Source organism: Acidovorax sp. 107, from assembly GCF_003058055.1.
GTDB lineage: Bacteria > Pseudomonadota > Gammaproteobacteria > Burkholderiales > Burkholderiaceae_C > Acidovorax.
Map to the genome: position 1 here is coordinate 600,402 of NZ_QBTZ01000001.1, position 14,681 is coordinate 615,082.

Sequence of the window (14,681 nt, forward strand, 5' to 3'; positions counted from 1 at the left end):
CCGCGGTCAGCGCTGTTCAACCCTTTTCGACCGGGCGCGCGGGGTCTGAACACCACTCGCTCCAGCTGCCTGCAAACAGGGCGGTGTGCCCCAGCCCTGCAATCTCCATGGCCAGCAGATTGGGCACGGCACTCACGCCGCTGCCGCACTGGTGGACCACGGTCGCTGGGTCGCGGCCGGCCAGCAGGGCATCGAACTCTGTGCGCAGCGTGGCTGCAGGTTTGAAGCGGCCGTCGGCGCCGATGTTTTCGGCAAAGGGGCGGTTGAGCGCGCCGGGAATGTGGCCGGCCACCGGGTCCAGCGGCTCTACCTCCCCCCGGTAGCGGGCACCTGCGCGGGCGTCGATCACGGTCTGGTCTGCGGGGCGCTGCAGGCGGGCCAACACATCACCGGCCGTGGCCAGCTGGCGCAAGGGCTCGTTCAGTGCAAAGTGGGACTGGAAGTGCGAGGGCTCTTCGCCGCTGTGGACCGCACCGCCGGCGGCCTGCCAGGCCTGCAGCCCACCGTCGAGCACGGCCACCGCGTCGTGGCCCGCCCACTTGAGCATCCACCACAGGCGGCCGCAGTAGTTGGCGCCTTGGCGGTCGTACACCACGGCCTGCATGTTGTTGGCAAAACCCACGCTGGACAGCCACATGGCAAAACGCTCGCGGCTGGGCAGCGGGTGGCGGCCGCCCGATGCGGGTTGATCGGCCTCTTGGGCCGTCAAGGTGCCGGCGGCTCCGGGCGCGCCATGTTTGGCGCTCAGGTCGTTGTCGAGGTTGGCGTACACCGCACCGGGGATGTGGGCCTGCGCGTATTGCTGCGCGCCGGCCGTCGGTTGCATGAGTTCGAAGCTGCAGTCGAACACCATCAGCGGTGCACCGCTGGCGATGAGGGCTTGCAGGTCGGGGGCGGAGATGAGCGTGGTGTAGGTGGTCATCGGCAGATCAGGTGCAAAGCAACTGGCAGGACGGAGAGGCCCCCATTGTGGCTATCCCGATGGCGTATGTCCTGGCCAGTGCGCATGGGTTTTTGTATCGGTCAGTGTTCTTCGGCGGGGGCCCCCGGCGCAGCCCGCGCGCGCAGGATGGTGGCCACAATGCCGCTGCCCACGATGAGGGCCATGCCGATCCAGCCGATGGGTGGAATCTTGTCGCCAAACAGGGCCACGCTGTAGATGCCGGCAAACACGATGCCTGAATACTGCAGGTTGGCCACCACCAGCGTGCCGCGCTGGGTCTTGGCGCTGGCGTAGGCGCGCGTCATGCACAGCTGGCCGCCAGCCGCCAGCACTCCAATGGGCAACAGCCATAGCGCTTGCCAGCCCGGCCAGTCTGACATGCCGGTGAACAGCATGGCCACGCCACCCGCCACTGCGGAGCCCACTGCAAAGTAGAAGACGGTGCGCGACTCGGGCTCACCCAGGCGCGACAGCGCTACCACCTGCATGTAGGCAAAGGCGGCCGACAGGCCGGACATGAGTCCGATCATCCCGGCGAAGGCCTGGTTTTGGTCCAGGCTGGGGCGCAGCATCAGCACTACGCCCACAAACCCGGCGAGCACGGTGAGCACCAGCGGCCCCTGCAGGGCCGGCCGGGGCGTGGCCGCGGAGGGCCGCCAGGCCAGCAGCGTGCCGCCCACCAGAAAGGCGGCAATCCACACACTGCTCATGTAGTTGAGGGTCATGGCGGTGGCCAGCGGCAGGTGTGCAATGGCATAAAACCAGGCGCCCAGCGACGCCACCCCCACCAGGCTGCGCCATGCGTGCATGCCTGGGTATTGCGTAGCCAGCGTCACCTTCTGCGAGCGTGCCAGCAGCCACAGGATGAACATGCCGATCAGTCCCCGGTAGCACACCAACTCGGCCGAATTGAAAAAGTCCGAGGCGATCTTGACGCACACCCCCATGCTGGCAAACAGGAACGCGGCCAACACCATCCAAAGGGCTTGCATCGGGTTGTGATCTTTATGGTTTGCACCAGCGGTGCAGAAATGAAAATAGCTGCCAGCGCTTATTTTTTAAGCACTGGCAGCTATTGTAATGAGAGCAGGCCATGGTGGGCCTGCAGATTGGCGGGGTTTTGCCGCCGTATTCAGCGTTTTGCTGCGGCAGGGTCGAGGGTGCCGCTGCCCATGGTCTGCCGGTACCACTCGTGGAAGTGCTGCATGCCGTCTTCCATGGGGCTCTGGTAGGGCCCCACCTCGTTGTCGCCGCGTGCCAGCAGGGCCTTGCGGCCGGCGTCCATGCGCTCGCCGATTTCATCGTCCTCGATGCAGGTCTCCATGTAGGCGGCCTTCTGTGCTTCGACGAACTCGCGCTCGAACGCGGCGATTTCTTCGGGGTAGAAGAACTCCACCATGTTCAGCGTCTTGGTCGGGCTGATGGGGTGCAGCGTGGACACCGTGAGCACATGCGGGTACCACTCGATCATGATGTGCGGGTACAGCGTGAGCCAGATGGCGCCATGCTTGGGCGGCTTGCCCTCGCGGTAGGCCAGCAGGGCTTCGTGCCAGCGCTCGTACACGGGGCTGCCCGCCTTGCCCAGGCGGTTGGCCACGCCCACGGTCTGCACGGAGTAGTTCGTTCCGAACTCCCAGCGCAGGTCGTCGCAGGTGACGAAGCTGCCCAGGCCTGGGTGGAAGGGGCCGACGTGGTAGTCCTCCAGATAGACCTCGATGAAGGTCTTCCAGTTGTAGTTGCACTCGTGCAGCTCCACGTGGTCGAGCACGTAGCCGTCAAAGTCCAGGTCGGCGCGCGGGCCCATCTGGGCCAGGTCGGCGGCCACGTCGTAGCCGTTGTCTTCAAACAGCAGGCCGTTCCACTCGCGCAGCTTGTAGTTGTTCAGGTTCAGGCACGGGTCGTGCGCGAAATGGGGGGCACCCAGCAGTTCACCCTTGGGGCTGTATGTCCAGCGGTGCAGCGGGCACACGATGTTGCCGCCCGCGCTGCCCTTTTGCTGGGTGTTCAGCGAACCTTTGCCCTTGAGCATGACCGCCTGCCGGTGGCGGCACACGTTGGACACCAGCTCGATGGCTCCCTCGGCGTTGCGCACCAAGGCGCGGCCCTCGCCCTCCTGGGGCAGTGCGTAAAAGTCGCCCGCGTTGGGCACAGCCAATTGATGCCCCACATAACGGGGCCCGCGCTGGAAGATGGTCTCCAGCTCGCGCTGGAACAGCGCATCGTCAAAGTAGCTCGAAACTGGTAGTTGGCTTGCGGCCTGCTGCAGTTGAAGACTTAAATCAGACATGGGTGACCTGACCTAAAGACTCCCCACAGAGAGAGTGCGGGAGGTGCGCCCGGGAAGACGCATCGGGAAAAAGAAAACCGGCTAGGGTGGTAGCCGGCTCGACGGGAATGGGATTATAGGCGGTGGGGTTATTCCCGCACCCCCGCTACGTGAATACAAAACACTGGTTCCATCAAAAATAGAGGCCCCCCACGGATCGGCCCCTGTCTGACACGGGGGCCACAGCGCTGCGCCTAAAATCATCGGTTTTTCATCCGCGCACTGCCGCCCCCTCCATGCCCAAGGCCCCTGCAACACCCGCTCTTCCCGCCGAACCTGCCAGCTACGAGGCAGCCCTGGAGGAGCTGGAGCAACTTGTGGCCCGCATCGAATCGGGCCAGCTGCCGCTGGACCAGATGCTGGCAGGCTACCAGCGCGGCGCCACCTTGTTGGCGTTTTGCCGCCACCGGCTCGATGCCGTGCAGGACCAGATCAAGGTGCTGGACGACGGCCAGCTGCAACCATGGAACCAGGAATGAGCGCGTTGCCAATGACCCCATCGACGGTGGCGAGTCAGCCCCTGGATACGAATCTCTGGAGTCAGAACCACCTGGCCCGCGTGGAGCAGGCCCTGTCCCGGTGGGTGGGCGATGGCGCCCCGGCGGGGCTGGGCGACGCCATGCGCTATGCCGTGCTGGATGGCGGCAAGCGCCTGCGGCCCCTGCTGGTGTTGGCTGCGTACGAGGCGGCACGCAGCGGCCCCTCGGATTCCGCTGTACCTGAGGGCGCGGCGGTGCATGCAGCCCTGGACGAAGCTGCCCTGCGGGCCGCGTGCGCGGTCGAGCTGATCCACGCCTATTCGCTGGTCCACGACGACATGCCCTGCATGGACAACGACGTGCTGCGCCGTGGCAAGCCCACCGTGCATGTGCAGTTTGGCGAAGCCCAGGCCCTGCTGGCGGGTGATGCCCTGCAGGCCTTCGCATTTGAATTGCTGACCCCCGACAACACCCTGATCCCCGCCGCCACGCAGGCGGCCCTGTGCCGACTGCTGGCGCGGGCTGCGGGCTCGGCCGGCATGGCGGGCGGGCAGGCCATTGACCTCGCCAGTGTGGGCGTGGCGCTGACCGAGGCGCAGCTGCGCCAGATGCACCGCCTCAAGACCGGTGCGCTGCTCCAGGGCAGCGTGCTTATGGGGGCCCTGTGTGGCCACGCAGCGCCCACGGCCTACCAGGCACTGTCCGACTACGGCGCCGCCATGGGGCTGGCGTTCCAGGTGGTGGACGACATCCTGGATGTGGTGGCCGACTCTGCCACCCTGGGGAAAACGGCGGGCAAGGATGCTGCTGCAGACAAACCCACCTACGTGTCGTTGCTCGGTCTGGAGCGTGCGCAGGCTTACGCGCAGGAGCTGCTGGCCGAGGCGCATGCGGCCCTGGGTCGCAGTGGTTTGCCGGACACCCGTGCGCTGGCAGCCCTGGCGGACATGGTCGTGCGCCGCTCGCACTGAGCACCGTCCTGGTTCCTGGCGACTCAATCAATGTCCAAATGCCTGCTAGTGCTTGAATCTATTGCGCTGGTAGCTATCAAAAGAATAGTCAATGTCCACGACACCCTTTCCCCTGCTGCAGACCATCAATGACCCGGCGGACCTGCGCCGGCTCTCGCGCGCGGACCTCAAGGTGCTGGCGACCGAGCTGCGTGAGTTCGTGCTGCAGAGCGTCTCCCAGACCGGCGGCCACCTCAGCTCCAACCTGGGCACGGTAGAGCTGACCGTGGCTCTGCACCATGTCTTCAACACCCCGGAAGACCGCCTGGTGTGGGACGTGGGTCACCAGACCTACCCGCACAAGATCCTGACCGGTCGCCGCGACCGCATGCACACCTTGCGCCAATTGGGCGGCATCTCGGGCTTTCCGCAGCGCGCCGAGAGCATCTACGACACCTTTGGCACGGCGCATTCCAGCACCAGCATCTCGGCCGCGCTGGGCATGGCGCTGGCTGCCAAGCGCAAGGGCGACAACCGCCACGCGGTGGCCATCATCGGCGACGGCGCGATGAGTGCTGGCATGGCTTTCGAGGCGCTCAACAACGCGGGTGTGGCCGACTGCAACCTGCTGGTGGTGCTTAACGACAACGACATGAGCATCAGCCCGCCCGTGGGCGCCCTCAACCGCTATCTGGCGCAGCTGATGAGCGGGCAGTTCTATGCGGCCGCCAAGAACGTGGGCAAGACCGTGCTGCGCCCCGTACCGCCTCTGCTCGAATTGGCCAAGCGCTTCGAACAGCAGGCCAAGGGCATGGTGGTGCCCGCCACGCTGTTCGAAAAGTTCGGCTTCAACTACATCGGCCCCATCGACGGGCATGACCTCGACTCGCTGATCCCCACGCTGGAGAACATCAAGAGCCTCAAGGGGCCGCAGTTCCTGCACGTGGTCACCAAGAAGGGCCAGGGCTACAAGCTGGCCGAGGCCGACCCTGTGGCCTACCACGGCCCCGGCAAGTTCGACCCCAGCGTGGGCCTGACCAAGCCGGTCACGCCCCCCAAGCAGACCTTCACCCAGGTGTTCGGCCAGTGGCTGTGCGACATGGCGGCGCAGGACACGCGCCTGGTGGGCATCACCCCGGCCATGCGCGAGGGCTCGGGCATGGTGGAGTTTGAAAAACGCTTTCCCGACCGCTACTACGACGTGGGCATCGCCGAACAGCACGCTGTCACGTTCGCTGCGGGCATGGCCTGCGAGGGTGTGAAGCCCGTGGTGGCCATCTACTCCACGTTTTTGCAGCGCGGCTACGACCAGTTGATCCACGACGTGGCTTTGCAAAACCTGCCCGTGGTGTTTGCCCTGGACCGCGCTGGCCTGGTGGGCGCTGACGGTGCCACGCACGCAGGTGCCTACGACATCCCGTTCGTGCGTTGCATCCCCAACATGAGCATGGCTTGCCCCGCTGACGAGCGCGAATGCCGCCAGCTGCTCAGCAGCGCGTTTGAACAGGACCACCCCGTGGCCGTGCGCTACCCGCGCGGCAGCGGCGCGGGCGTGGCGCCGCTCGCAGCGCTCGATGGCCTGCCCTTCGGCAAAGGCGAGATTCGCCGTGAGCGCAAGGGCGAGCCGGACGGCAAGGCGCCCCGCATTGCCATCCTGGCCTTTGGCACCTTGCTGTATCCCGCGCTGGAAGTGGGCGAGGCGATCGATGCCACCGTGGTCAACATGCGCTGGGCCAAGCCCATCGACGAGGCCTTGCTGCGCGAGGTGGCCGAGCGCCACGACGCCCTCGTCACGGTGGAAGAGGGCGCCATCATGGGCGGGGCGGGCAGTGCAGTGACCGAGGCGCTCAACGCCATGGGCCTCGTGCGCCCCGTGCTGCAGCTCGGCCTGACCGATGTGTTTATCGAGCACGGTGACCCGGCCAAGTTGCTGGCGCAGCAAGGGCTCGATGCGACCGGTATCCGCGCATCGATTGCCGCGCGGTTTTTGTCCAGCAGCGCGGACTGAGTCCACAGGGCAGCAGGCGCAGCATCTCGCCTGTCTGGTGCGCTCCGCCGGGGCGGCTCCGCACCACTGTCGCGCAGATGCTTGCAGAACCCTGAAGGTCGGCAATGGCAGGGGATTTTCGCGGGAAAACCCGCAAAAGTCCGCCGGGTCATGTTCCTACAATGGTCGCGGCTGAAACATGTCCTTGGCCGGCCGTGCACAACGCGTGCGGGCCAAGTTTTGCAATCAATATATCGGAGAGAACCTCATGGATCGTCGTTCAATCATCAAGCACGCCGGCATTGCCGGTGTGCTGGCTGCAGGCGCTGCGCCCGCCGTCCACGCCCAGGCTGCCATTCGTTGGCGTCTGGCCTCCAGCTTCCCCAAGTCGCTGGACACCATCTATGGCGGCGCTGATGTGTTCTCCAAGGCCGTCAAGGCCATGTCGGGCGGTAAGTTTGAAATCTCCGTGCACGCTGGTGGCGAGCTGATGCCTCCCTTCGGCGTGGTCGATGGCGTGCAGCAAGGCACCGTGGAAATGGCACACACGGTGCCTTACTATTTCTACGGCAAGAATCCCGCTTTTGCGCTGGGCTCGGCAGTGCCCTTTGGCTTCAATGCCCGCCAGATGAATGCCTGGATGCTGCATGGCAACGGCCGCAAGCTCATGAACGAGTTCTACGGTGGCTACAACATGATCAGCTTCGCAGGTGGTAACACCGGCACGCAGATGGGTGGCTGGTATCGCAAGGAAATCAAGTCGCCTGCCGACTTCAAGGGCATGAAGATGCGCCTGGGTGGCGGCCTGATCGGTGAAGTGATGCAGAAGCTGGGCGCTGTGCCCCAGAGCATCCCTGGCGGCGAAATCTACCAATCCCTCGAAAAGGGCACGCTGGACGCCGCCGAGTGGGTGGGGCCGTACGACGACCAGAAGCTGGGCTTCAACAAAGTCGCTCCGTTCTACTACTACCCCGGCTGGTGGGAAGGCGGTCCTGAAGTGGACTTCTTCGTCAACCAGAAGGCGTTTGACGGCCTGTCGGCTGAGAACAAGGCCATCATCGAAGCCGCTACCAACGTGGCCCACGTGGACATGCTGGCCAAGTACGACGCACTGAACCCCACGGCCTTGAAGCAACTCGTGGCTGCCAAGACCAAGGTGCTGCCTTTCTCGCAAGCCGTGATGGACGCTTCGTTCAAGGCTTCGATGGAAGTGTTCGCCGAGAACGACGCCAAGAGCCCCGAGTGGAAGAAGATCTACGCCGACATGCGTGCGTTCCAGCGCGACCAAATTCTGTGGTTCCGCTTTGCTGAAGCCCGCTACGACACCTTCATGTCCGCCCAGAAGATCTGATTGCCTGGCTGCGGCGCAAGCCGCAGGGCATACCGATCAGAAAACCCGCCTGGTTCGCCTGGCGGGTTTTTTTGCGTCTGGTGGTATGGGGCTGGGTGCTCGGTCCCGAGGTGCTTCGGGGCAGAAGACGCTGCCGGGCCACGCGGCGATGTTCGGTCGGCTGGGGCTCAAGGTGTCGCCTCTGTTGCTGTGATCGGCGCGTCCGCACGACCATCCCTCGGGGCAAGGTCCGACGTGGCGCATGAGTGGTTGAGGCCATCGTTTCCGGCTGTCTGCCGTGATGTTTGGCGCCGTTGGTGGACTCTTGCCAGCGGGTTAAGCGGTGCGCAGAGCGCCCCACCTCAGCGCGCGGCGGCCTGCGTACTGTGGGATCAGGTCGATCATGATGGTTGGGTTCCTCAGGTTTGTAGGGCGGCGCAGAGCCGCCTGTTAGCAGCTCTGCACTCGGGCACGCGCTGCGCGAGACAAGCCCATGAAAAAAGCCCCGGCAGACGGATATCTGCCGGGGCTTTTTTTGCGTCACGGGCTGGTCAACAGCCCTGTGGGTTTATCCGATCACTTCTTCTCGTTGGCCATCGAGTCCTGCAGGGCCTTGAGCGGGTCGTCTGCGGCGGGAGCCGCAGCGTCGGCCCCAGGTGTCGAGCCCGTGCCCTCCATGCCGGCCGTGGGGTCGGTGGCCTCCGGGGCTCCGGCTGCGTCGGGCATGGTGGCTTCCATCTCCATGCGGACCTTGTCCAGGTCATAGACCTCTTCCTTGTCCAGACCGCTGGAGACGATGCCGGGGAAGACGATGATCAGGCCCACCATCATCAGCTGGATGATCAGGAAGGGGATGGCCCCCCAGTAGATCTGGGGCGTGGTCACGGGCGCGATCATCTTCTTGGTGATCTTGTCCATGTACTCCTTCGCGGGGGCCACGCTGCGCAGGTAGAACAGCGCAAAGCCGAACGGAGGGTGCATGAACGAGGTCTGCATGTTCACGGCCAGCAGCACGCCGAACCAGATCAGGTCAATGCCCAGCTTATTGGCCACGGGGGCCAGCAGAGGCACGACGATGAAAGACAGTTCGAAGAAGTCCAGGAAGAACGCCAGGAAGAACACCATGATGTTCACGACGATCAGGAAGCCCAGCTGGCCACCCGGCAGACCGGTCAGCAGATGCTCCACCCACAGCGGGCCGTCCACGCCCTGGAAGGTCAGGCCGAACATGGTGGCGCCCACCAGGATGAACACCACAAAACACGACAGCTTGGTGGTGGTGGTCACGGCCTGCTTGAGCAGCGACATGCTCAACCGGCCACGGAAGATGGCCATGATGCCCGCGCCCAAAGCGCCCATGGCGCCGCCTTCGGTGGGGGTTGCGACGCCCAGGAAGATGGTGCCCAGCACCAGGAAGATCAGCAGCAGCGGGGGAATCAGCACGAACGTCACGCGTTCCGCCGCCTTGGACAGCAGGCCCAGGCGGGTGATCTTGTTGATGCTGGCGACCACGAAGGCCAGGGCCACGCCAAAGCACATGGCCACCACAATGGTTTCGTCGAGGGCCACGCGCTCCACCGTTTCGCCCGAAACCCAGGTGTGCAGGGCCGCCATGTTCTTGGCCACATACATCGAGGCGGCCACGCAAATGCCCGTCAGCACCAGCAAGGAGGTCACACCGCTCTTGCCGTTCTCGTCGCGCAGCGTGCGGGCTTCGGGCGGGATGGCGGGCACCCATTGGGGCTTGAAGATCGCCAGCAGGATGACGTACAGCGCGTAGAAGCCGGTGAGCATCAGGCCGGGCACGAAGGCGCCCTTGTACATGTCGCCCACGCTGCGGCCCATCTGGTCGGCAATGATGATCAGCACCAGCGAAGGGGGAATGATCTGCGCCAGCGTGCCGGAGGCCGCAATCACGCCCGCTGCCAGTCGGCGGTCATAGCCATAGCGCAGCATGATGGGCAGCGAGATCAGGCCCATCGAGATCACCGATGCGGCGACCACGCCGGTGGTGGCTGCCAGCAGCGCGCCCACAAAGATCACGGCCAGCGCCAGGCCGCCACGGATGGGGCCGAACAGCTGACCAATGGTGTCCAGCAGGTCTTCCGCCATCCCGCTTCGCTCCAATATGAGCCCCATGAGCGTGAAGAACGGAATGGCCAGCAGGGTGTCGTTCTGCATGATGCCGAAGATGCGCAGCGGCACGGCTTGCAGCAGGGCCTCGGGCAATACGCCCAGTTCGATGCCGATGAAGGCGAAGAAAAGTCCGCAGGCGCCCAGGCTGAAGGCGACCGGGAAGCCCACCAGCAAGAAGCAGATGAGCCCCGCGAACATGATGGGGGCGAGATTGTGGGTGAGAAATTCCATGGTGTGTGCTCCGCTCAGACGGCCTCGGTCTTGTTCTTGCCGTTGCCCTTGGCGGCTTCGGCCAGGTTGCGGATGGATTCAGCCAGTTCTTCCTCGGCCGTCTTTTCGACTTTCTTGACCGTGGGGTCTTCGATCAGGCCTTGCAGGAAGCCCAGACGCTTGATGAGTTCGGAGATGCCTTGCAGCCACAGCAGCGCGAAGCCCAGCGGCATCATCAGGTACACAGGCCAGCGGATCAGGCCGCCGGCGTTGTTGGACATTTCACCCGAGGCCAGGGCACGCGTGAAGAAGGGAAGGCCGTACCAGAGCACCGCCAGGCACATCGGCGTCAGGAAGACGATGTAGCCAAACACGTCGATCCAGATCTGCGTGCGCTTGGAAAAGCGGCTGGAGATCACATCGACCTTGACGTGCTCGCCCTGCAGCAGCGTGTAGCCAGCGGCCAGCAGAAACGATGCGGCAAACAGGTACCACTGCACTTCCAGGAACGCGTTGGAGCTGATGTTCAACGCCTTGCGCACCACGGCGTTCACGCCGCTGATGACGGTGGAGGCCAGGATCAGCCAGACCACGTACTTGCCGACCTGGGTGTTAAGCCAGTCGATCCCTCTTGATAGCTTCAATAGAGCCTGCATGGTGTCTCCAATAAAAAGGCTGTGTGTGCGAGATGCCTCGCCCCCGCGCGGGTAGGCGCTTGGGCTGGGCACACTTTGACGACGGCGCGATTCTACGGAGCACTGTAGGCGGAGTCTGACAGCTGCGTGACGGTGTTATCCCTCAGCAAATGCTCATTCTTCAGCTATCAAAATTGGAGCAATTAGGGTTTCTTCCTAGGCGTAGAAGTGCGTTTTTTCCGCGCGAATTGCCACCAGGGCAGCACGGTGCTCATGGCCAGCACCTCGCCGCAGTGCCAGGCCGTGTAGCCTGGCAGTGTGGCCATGTGGGCCAGCCACTCGGGCGTCTGCAGCAGGGTGCGCAGTGCCAATGTGGCAGGCTGGTCCAGGCTGTCTTTCAGGCACGCCAGGTGGTAGCGCTCGTGCACCAGGGGCACAAAGTCCAGCCCGCGCGCGCGCGCCGCCAGCTCGATGCCCATGCCCACGTCGGCCGCCCCTGCGGCCACGGCCTGGGCGATGGCGGTGTGGGAGGGTTCATTGAGGGCGTAGCCCACGATGCTCTCTGGGTCCATGCCGGCCTGGGCCAGCAGGTCGTCCAGCAGCACCCGTGTGCCCGAGCCCAGCGGGCGGTTGATGAAGCGGGCGCCCGTGCGGGCGACATCGGCCAGGCTGTGCAGGCCCAGTGGGTTGCCGGGCGCCACCATGAGCCCCTGCGTGCGCTGTGCAAAGCCGATGATCTTGTGCAGCCCGGGCTGCAGCAGCGGTTGGTAGGTGCGCGCCGTGAGTGACTGCGCGGCCGCGTCGGCCACGGTGTGAAAGCCCGCCAGGGTGCAACGTCCCTCGTTCAGCGCACGGATCGCGTCCACGCTGCCCGTAAAGCGGATGTCGAGGTGCAGCGCGCCCGCATCCGTCTGCGTGGCGGCATGGGCACGCAGTGCCGCCAGCGCATCGTCATGGCTGGCGTAGAGGGTGAGCACGTGGGCGTTGGGGTCGAAGGCCACGGCGAACGCGCGCTCCAGGTCGGCGTGCAACGCGGCAATCTGCGGCGCCAGGCGCGCCTGGGCCTGGCGCTCGGCCCACAGCAGCTTGCTGCCGAACTCGCTCAGTTGTGCCGACTGGCCTTTGCCCCAGATGATCAATTCGCCGCCCAGCTGATCTTCCCAGCGCTTGAGGGCACCCCAGACATGGCGGTAGGACAGGTCCAGCGCGCGCGCGGCGCCCGAGATGGAGCCGCGTTCTGCCACGGCCTGCAGCAGCTCGGGCAGCGGGTTGCGGATGAGTGCATTGCCCGCGTCGCGGCTGAGTGTGTAGTGAAGTTGGACCCTATGCACGGGAGTTCATATCGCTGGATATTGGATGGGTGCCTACGATAGCCCAAACCGATCCCCTGGCGCATGTCTACCCTTACTGAAAGCGCGAGCACAGCGCTTGAACTCACCCTCTCGTCCGACCCCGTCCTCTGGACCATCGTGGGCCGCTCCTTGTCTGTCAGCGCCACCGCCTGTGTGATGGCTTGTGGGGTGGGTCTGGTGCTGGGCGCGTGGCTGGGCGTCGCCCGCTTCGCAGGCCGTGGCGCCGTGCTGGCCGTGCTCAACACCTTGCTGGCCGTGCCTTCGGTGGTGGTGGGGCTGGTGGTGTACCTGGTGCTGTCGCGCAGCGGGCCGCTGGGCTATCTGGGCTGGCTGTTCAGCTTCAAGGCCATGGTGCTGGCGCAGGCTATCTTGGTGCTGCCGGTGGTCACCGCGCTCACGCGCCAGACGGTGGAAGACGCCGAGCGCGCGCATGGCGAGCAGTTGCGCTCCATGGGCGCGGGCCCGCTGCTGCGCAGCCTGCTGCTGGCCTGGGACGAGCGCTATGCGCTGCTCACCGTGCTGCTGGCATCGTTTGGCCGCGCAATCTCCGAGGTGGGCGCGGTGATGATCGTGGGCGGCAACATCGATGGCTTCACGCGGGTGATGACCACCGCCATCGCGCTGGAGACCAGCAAGGGCGACCTGCCGCTGGCGCTGGCGCTGGGCATGATCCTGCTGGCCGTGGTGCTGGCGCTCAATGTGCTGATTGCGTTGCTGAGGCGCTGGCGCGAGCGGGTGGATGGCTCGGCCTCCAGCACGCCGGTGGGAGTGGCCGCATGAGCGGGCCTGTGCCAACCCCCTGGGTGGATCTGCGCCAGGTGACCGTGCGCTACGGCCGCGTGCAGGCGCTGGACCAGGTCACGCTGCGCATCGCGCCCGGCGAGCGCGTGGCGCTGGTGGGCGCCAACGGCAGTGGCAAGAGCACCCTGCTGCGTGTTCTGCATGGCCTGGCCGATACGCATGGGGGCGGCCTGCAATGCGATGCATCGCTGCGCCAGGCCATGCTGTTCCAGCGCCCGCACATGCTGCGCACCAGCGCCCAGAACAACGTGGCGCTGGCCCTGTGGCTGCGTGGCACCCGCTGGCGCGATGCGCGCCCCCTGGCCCTGACGGCCTTGCAGCGGGTGGGCCTGCAGGGCATCGCTGCGCAGAACGCGCGCACCCTGTCGGGCGGCCAGCAGCAGCGGGTGGCGCTGGCCCGCGCGTGGGCCCTGCGGCCCGACGTGCTGCTGCTGGATGAGCCCACCGCCAGCCTCGACCCCCACGCCAAGCGCGAGGTCGAGGCCCTGATGGCCGACTTTGCGGCCAGCCATGGTGCTGCCGGTCCGGCGCACCCCGTGACCATGGTGTTCAGCAGCCACAACCTCGGCCAGGTCAAGCGCCTGGCCAGCCGCGTGATCTACATGGAGCACGGCCGCCTGGTGGCGGACTTGCCAGTGCACGATTTTTTCAACGGCCCCTTGCCGGAGGCCGCCCGTTTGTTTGTCAAAGGAGAGCTGGTATGACGAGTTTTAGGTCTTTTCGCGCAGTAGCGCTAGTGTCCAAAGCGGTGGCAGCTATCGTTTTGGTAGCGTCTGGTTCTGCATTCGCGCAGAGCATCACCATGGCTTCCACCACCTCCACCGAGCAGTCGGGCCTGTTTGGCTACCTGCTGCCCGAGTTCAAGAAGTCCAGCGGCCTCGACATCAAGGTGGTGGCGCTGGGCACCGGCCAGGCGCTCGACATGGCACGCCGGGGTGACGCCGACGTGCTGTTTGTGCACGACCAGGTGGCCGAAGAAAAGTTTGTGGCCGATGGCTGGGGCGTGAAGCGCTACCCCGTGATGTACAACGACTTCATCCTCATCGGCCCCAAGAACGACCCGGCCGGCACCAAAGGCAAGGACATCGTGCAGGCGCTGCAGAAGCTGGCCGCCACCAACGGCAACTTCATCTCGCGCGGCGACAAGAGCGGCACCCACGCGGCCGAGCTGCGCTACTGGAAGCTGGCCGGTGCCGAGGCCGCCAAGGGCAGCGGCTACAAGGAATGCGGCTGCGGCATGGGGCCCGCGCTGAACATCGCAGCTTCGAGCGGCGCCTACGTGCTGGCCGACCGTGGCACCTGGCTCAATTTCAAGAACCGCGCGGACCTGGCCATTCTGGTCGAGGGCGACACCAAGCTCTTCAACCAGTACGGCGTGATGGTCGTGAACCCCGCCAAGCACCCGCATGTGAAGGTGCAGGACGCGCAGAAGTTTGTGGACTGGGTGGTGTCGCCCGTTGGCCAGCAAGCCATTGCGGGCTACAAGATCGGCGGCGAGCAGCTGTTCTTCCCCAACGCCACGCAGTGAGCGG

13 protein-coding genes are annotated in these 14,681 nt (G+C 65.2%); 7 read left to right on the plus strand and 6 right to left on the minus strand.

Annotated features, from left to right (window positions below):
- Nucleotides 1-16: 16 nt before the first annotated feature.
- The 3 genes from C8C99_RS02870 to C8C99_RS02880 all read right to left on the minus strand — a co-directional run bounded on the left by C8C99_RS02870 (nucleotide 17) and on the right by C8C99_RS02880 (nucleotide 3,230).
- The gene (locus C8C99_RS02870; RefSeq protein WP_108624902.1) at nucleotides 17-922 is read right to left on the minus strand and encodes a sulfurtransferase; all 906 of its coding nucleotides are present in this window, start codon (nucleotides 920-922) and stop codon (nucleotides 17-19) included.
- Between the two features lie 101 nt (nucleotides 923-1,023).
- On the minus strand, nucleotides 1,024-1,935 hold the full coding sequence (locus C8C99_RS02875; RefSeq protein ID WP_056639492.1) for a DMT family transporter: 912 nt from the start codon (nucleotides 1,933-1,935) through the stop codon (nucleotides 1,024-1,026).
- A 140-nt stretch (nucleotides 1,936-2,075) separates the two neighbouring features.
- Entirely contained in the window at nucleotides 2,076-3,230 is a 1,155-nt protein-coding gene (locus C8C99_RS02880) for an aromatic ring-hydroxylating dioxygenase subunit alpha (protein WP_056639488.1), read from the minus strand.
- A gap of 275 nt (nucleotides 3,231-3,505) precedes the next feature.
- Between C8C99_RS02880 and xseB the strand changes: the two genes are divergently transcribed.
- The 4 genes from xseB (at nucleotide 3,506) to C8C99_RS02900 (ending at nucleotide 8,036) form a co-directional block, all read left to right on the plus strand.
- Nucleotides 3,506-3,748 (plus strand): exodeoxyribonuclease VII small subunit, encoded by a 243-nt coding sequence (gene xseB, locus C8C99_RS02885; RefSeq protein WP_056639486.1) that lies wholly within the window; start codon nucleotides 3,506-3,508, stop codon nucleotides 3,746-3,748.
- Nucleotides 3,745-4,719: a polyprenyl synthetase family protein gene (locus tag C8C99_RS02890; RefSeq protein WP_108624903.1), complete on the plus strand. Its 975-nt coding sequence runs from the start codon at nucleotides 3,745-3,747 to the stop codon at nucleotides 4,717-4,719. The genes xseB and C8C99_RS02890 overlap by 4 nt, the downstream gene beginning before the upstream one ends.
- 91 nt (nucleotides 4,720-4,810) lie before the next feature.
- The gene (dxs, locus tag C8C99_RS02895; RefSeq protein WP_108624904.1) at nucleotides 4,811-6,706 is read left to right on the plus strand and encodes a 1-deoxy-D-xylulose-5-phosphate synthase; all 1,896 of its coding nucleotides are present in this window, start codon (nucleotides 4,811-4,813) and stop codon (nucleotides 6,704-6,706) included.
- 247 nt (nucleotides 6,707-6,953) lie between these two features.
- Entirely contained in the window at nucleotides 6,954-8,036 is a 1,083-nt protein-coding gene (locus C8C99_RS02900) for a TRAP transporter substrate-binding protein (protein WP_108624905.1), read from the plus strand.
- Nucleotides 8,037-8,591: 555 nt separating this feature from the next.
- Here the strand turns inward: C8C99_RS02900 and C8C99_RS02905 are convergent.
- The 3 genes from C8C99_RS02905 to C8C99_RS02915 all read right to left on the minus strand — a co-directional run bounded on the left by C8C99_RS02905 (nucleotide 8,592) and on the right by C8C99_RS02915 (nucleotide 12,327).
- A complete protein-coding gene (locus tag C8C99_RS02905; RefSeq protein WP_108624906.1) occupies nucleotides 8,592-10,382 on the minus strand; it encodes a TRAP transporter large permease subunit in 1,791 nt (596 codons plus the stop codon).
- A 14-nt stretch (nucleotides 10,383-10,396) separates the two neighbouring features.
- On the minus strand, nucleotides 10,397-11,017 hold the full coding sequence (locus C8C99_RS02910; protein ID WP_056639475.1) for a TRAP transporter small permease subunit: 621 nt from the start codon (nucleotides 11,015-11,017) through the stop codon (nucleotides 10,397-10,399).
- A gap of 182 nt (nucleotides 11,018-11,199) precedes the next feature.
- Nucleotides 11,200-12,327, minus strand: coding sequence for a substrate-binding domain-containing protein (locus tag C8C99_RS02915; RefSeq protein ID WP_056639473.1), 1,128 nt, complete (start codon nucleotides 12,325-12,327; stop codon nucleotides 11,200-11,202).
- A gap of 63 nt (nucleotides 12,328-12,390) precedes the next feature.
- On the opposite strand from C8C99_RS02915, the gene C8C99_RS02920 reads away from it, so the two are divergent.
- Genes C8C99_RS02920 through C8C99_RS02930 form a run of 3 tightly spaced genes read left to right on the plus strand, consistent with a single transcriptional unit; the run spans nucleotide 12,391 to nucleotide 14,677 of the window.
- The gene (locus tag C8C99_RS02920) at nucleotides 12,391-13,128 is read left to right on the plus strand and encodes an ABC transporter permease (protein ID WP_056639471.1); all 738 of its coding nucleotides are present in this window, start codon (nucleotides 12,391-12,393) and stop codon (nucleotides 13,126-13,128) included.
- On the plus strand, nucleotides 13,125-13,853 hold the full coding sequence (locus tag C8C99_RS02925) for a phosphate ABC transporter ATP-binding protein (protein WP_056639469.1): 729 nt from the start codon (nucleotides 13,125-13,127) through the stop codon (nucleotides 13,851-13,853). The genes C8C99_RS02920 and C8C99_RS02925 overlap by 4 nt, the downstream gene beginning before the upstream one ends.
- A complete protein-coding gene (locus C8C99_RS02930; protein WP_056639467.1) occupies nucleotides 13,850-14,677 on the plus strand; it encodes a substrate-binding domain-containing protein in 828 nt (275 codons plus the stop codon). Before C8C99_RS02925 ends, C8C99_RS02930 begins: the two co-directional genes overlap by 4 nt.
- Nucleotides 14,678-14,681: the final 4 nt, after the last annotated feature.

What these genes read in the sequence shown, in the direction of transcription:
- C8C99_RS02870 (WP_108624902.1), bottom strand. Translation starts at nt 922, where the DNA reads ATGACCACCTACACCACGCTCATCTCCGCCCCCGACCTGCAAGCCCTC.
- C8C99_RS02875 (WP_056639492.1), bottom strand. Translation starts at nt 1,935, where the DNA reads ATGCAAGCCCTTTGGATGGTGTTGGCCGCGTTCCTGTTTGCCAGCATG.
- C8C99_RS02880 (WP_056639488.1), bottom strand. Translation starts at nt 3,230, where the DNA reads ATGTCTGATTTAAGTCTTCAACTGCAGCAGGCCGCAAGCCAACTACCA.
- xseB (WP_056639486.1), top strand. Translation starts at nt 3,506, where the DNA reads ATGCCCAAGGCCCCTGCAACACCCGCTCTTCCCGCCGAACCTGCCAGC.
- C8C99_RS02890 (WP_108624903.1), top strand. Translation starts at nt 3,745, where the DNA reads ATGAGCGCGTTGCCAATGACCCCATCGACGGTGGCGAGTCAGCCCCTG.
- dxs (WP_108624904.1), top strand. Translation starts at nt 4,811, where the DNA reads ATGTCCACGACACCCTTTCCCCTGCTGCAGACCATCAATGACCCGGCG.
- C8C99_RS02900 (WP_108624905.1), top strand. Translation starts at nt 6,954, where the DNA reads ATGGATCGTCGTTCAATCATCAAGCACGCCGGCATTGCCGGTGTGCTG.
- C8C99_RS02905 (WP_108624906.1), bottom strand. Translation starts at nt 10,382, where the DNA reads ATGGAATTTCTCACCCACAATCTCGCCCCCATCATGTTCGCGGGGCTC.
- C8C99_RS02910 (WP_056639475.1), bottom strand. Translation starts at nt 11,017, where the DNA reads ATGCAGGCTCTATTGAAGCTATCAAGAGGGATCGACTGGCTTAACACC.
- C8C99_RS02920 (WP_056639471.1), top strand. Translation starts at nt 12,391, where the DNA reads ATGTCTACCCTTACTGAAAGCGCGAGCACAGCGCTTGAACTCACCCTC.
- C8C99_RS02925 (WP_056639469.1), top strand. Translation starts at nt 13,125, where the DNA reads ATGAGCGGGCCTGTGCCAACCCCCTGGGTGGATCTGCGCCAGGTGACC.
- C8C99_RS02930 (WP_056639467.1), top strand. Translation starts at nt 13,850, where the DNA reads ATGACGAGTTTTAGGTCTTTTCGCGCAGTAGCGCTAGTGTCCAAAGCG.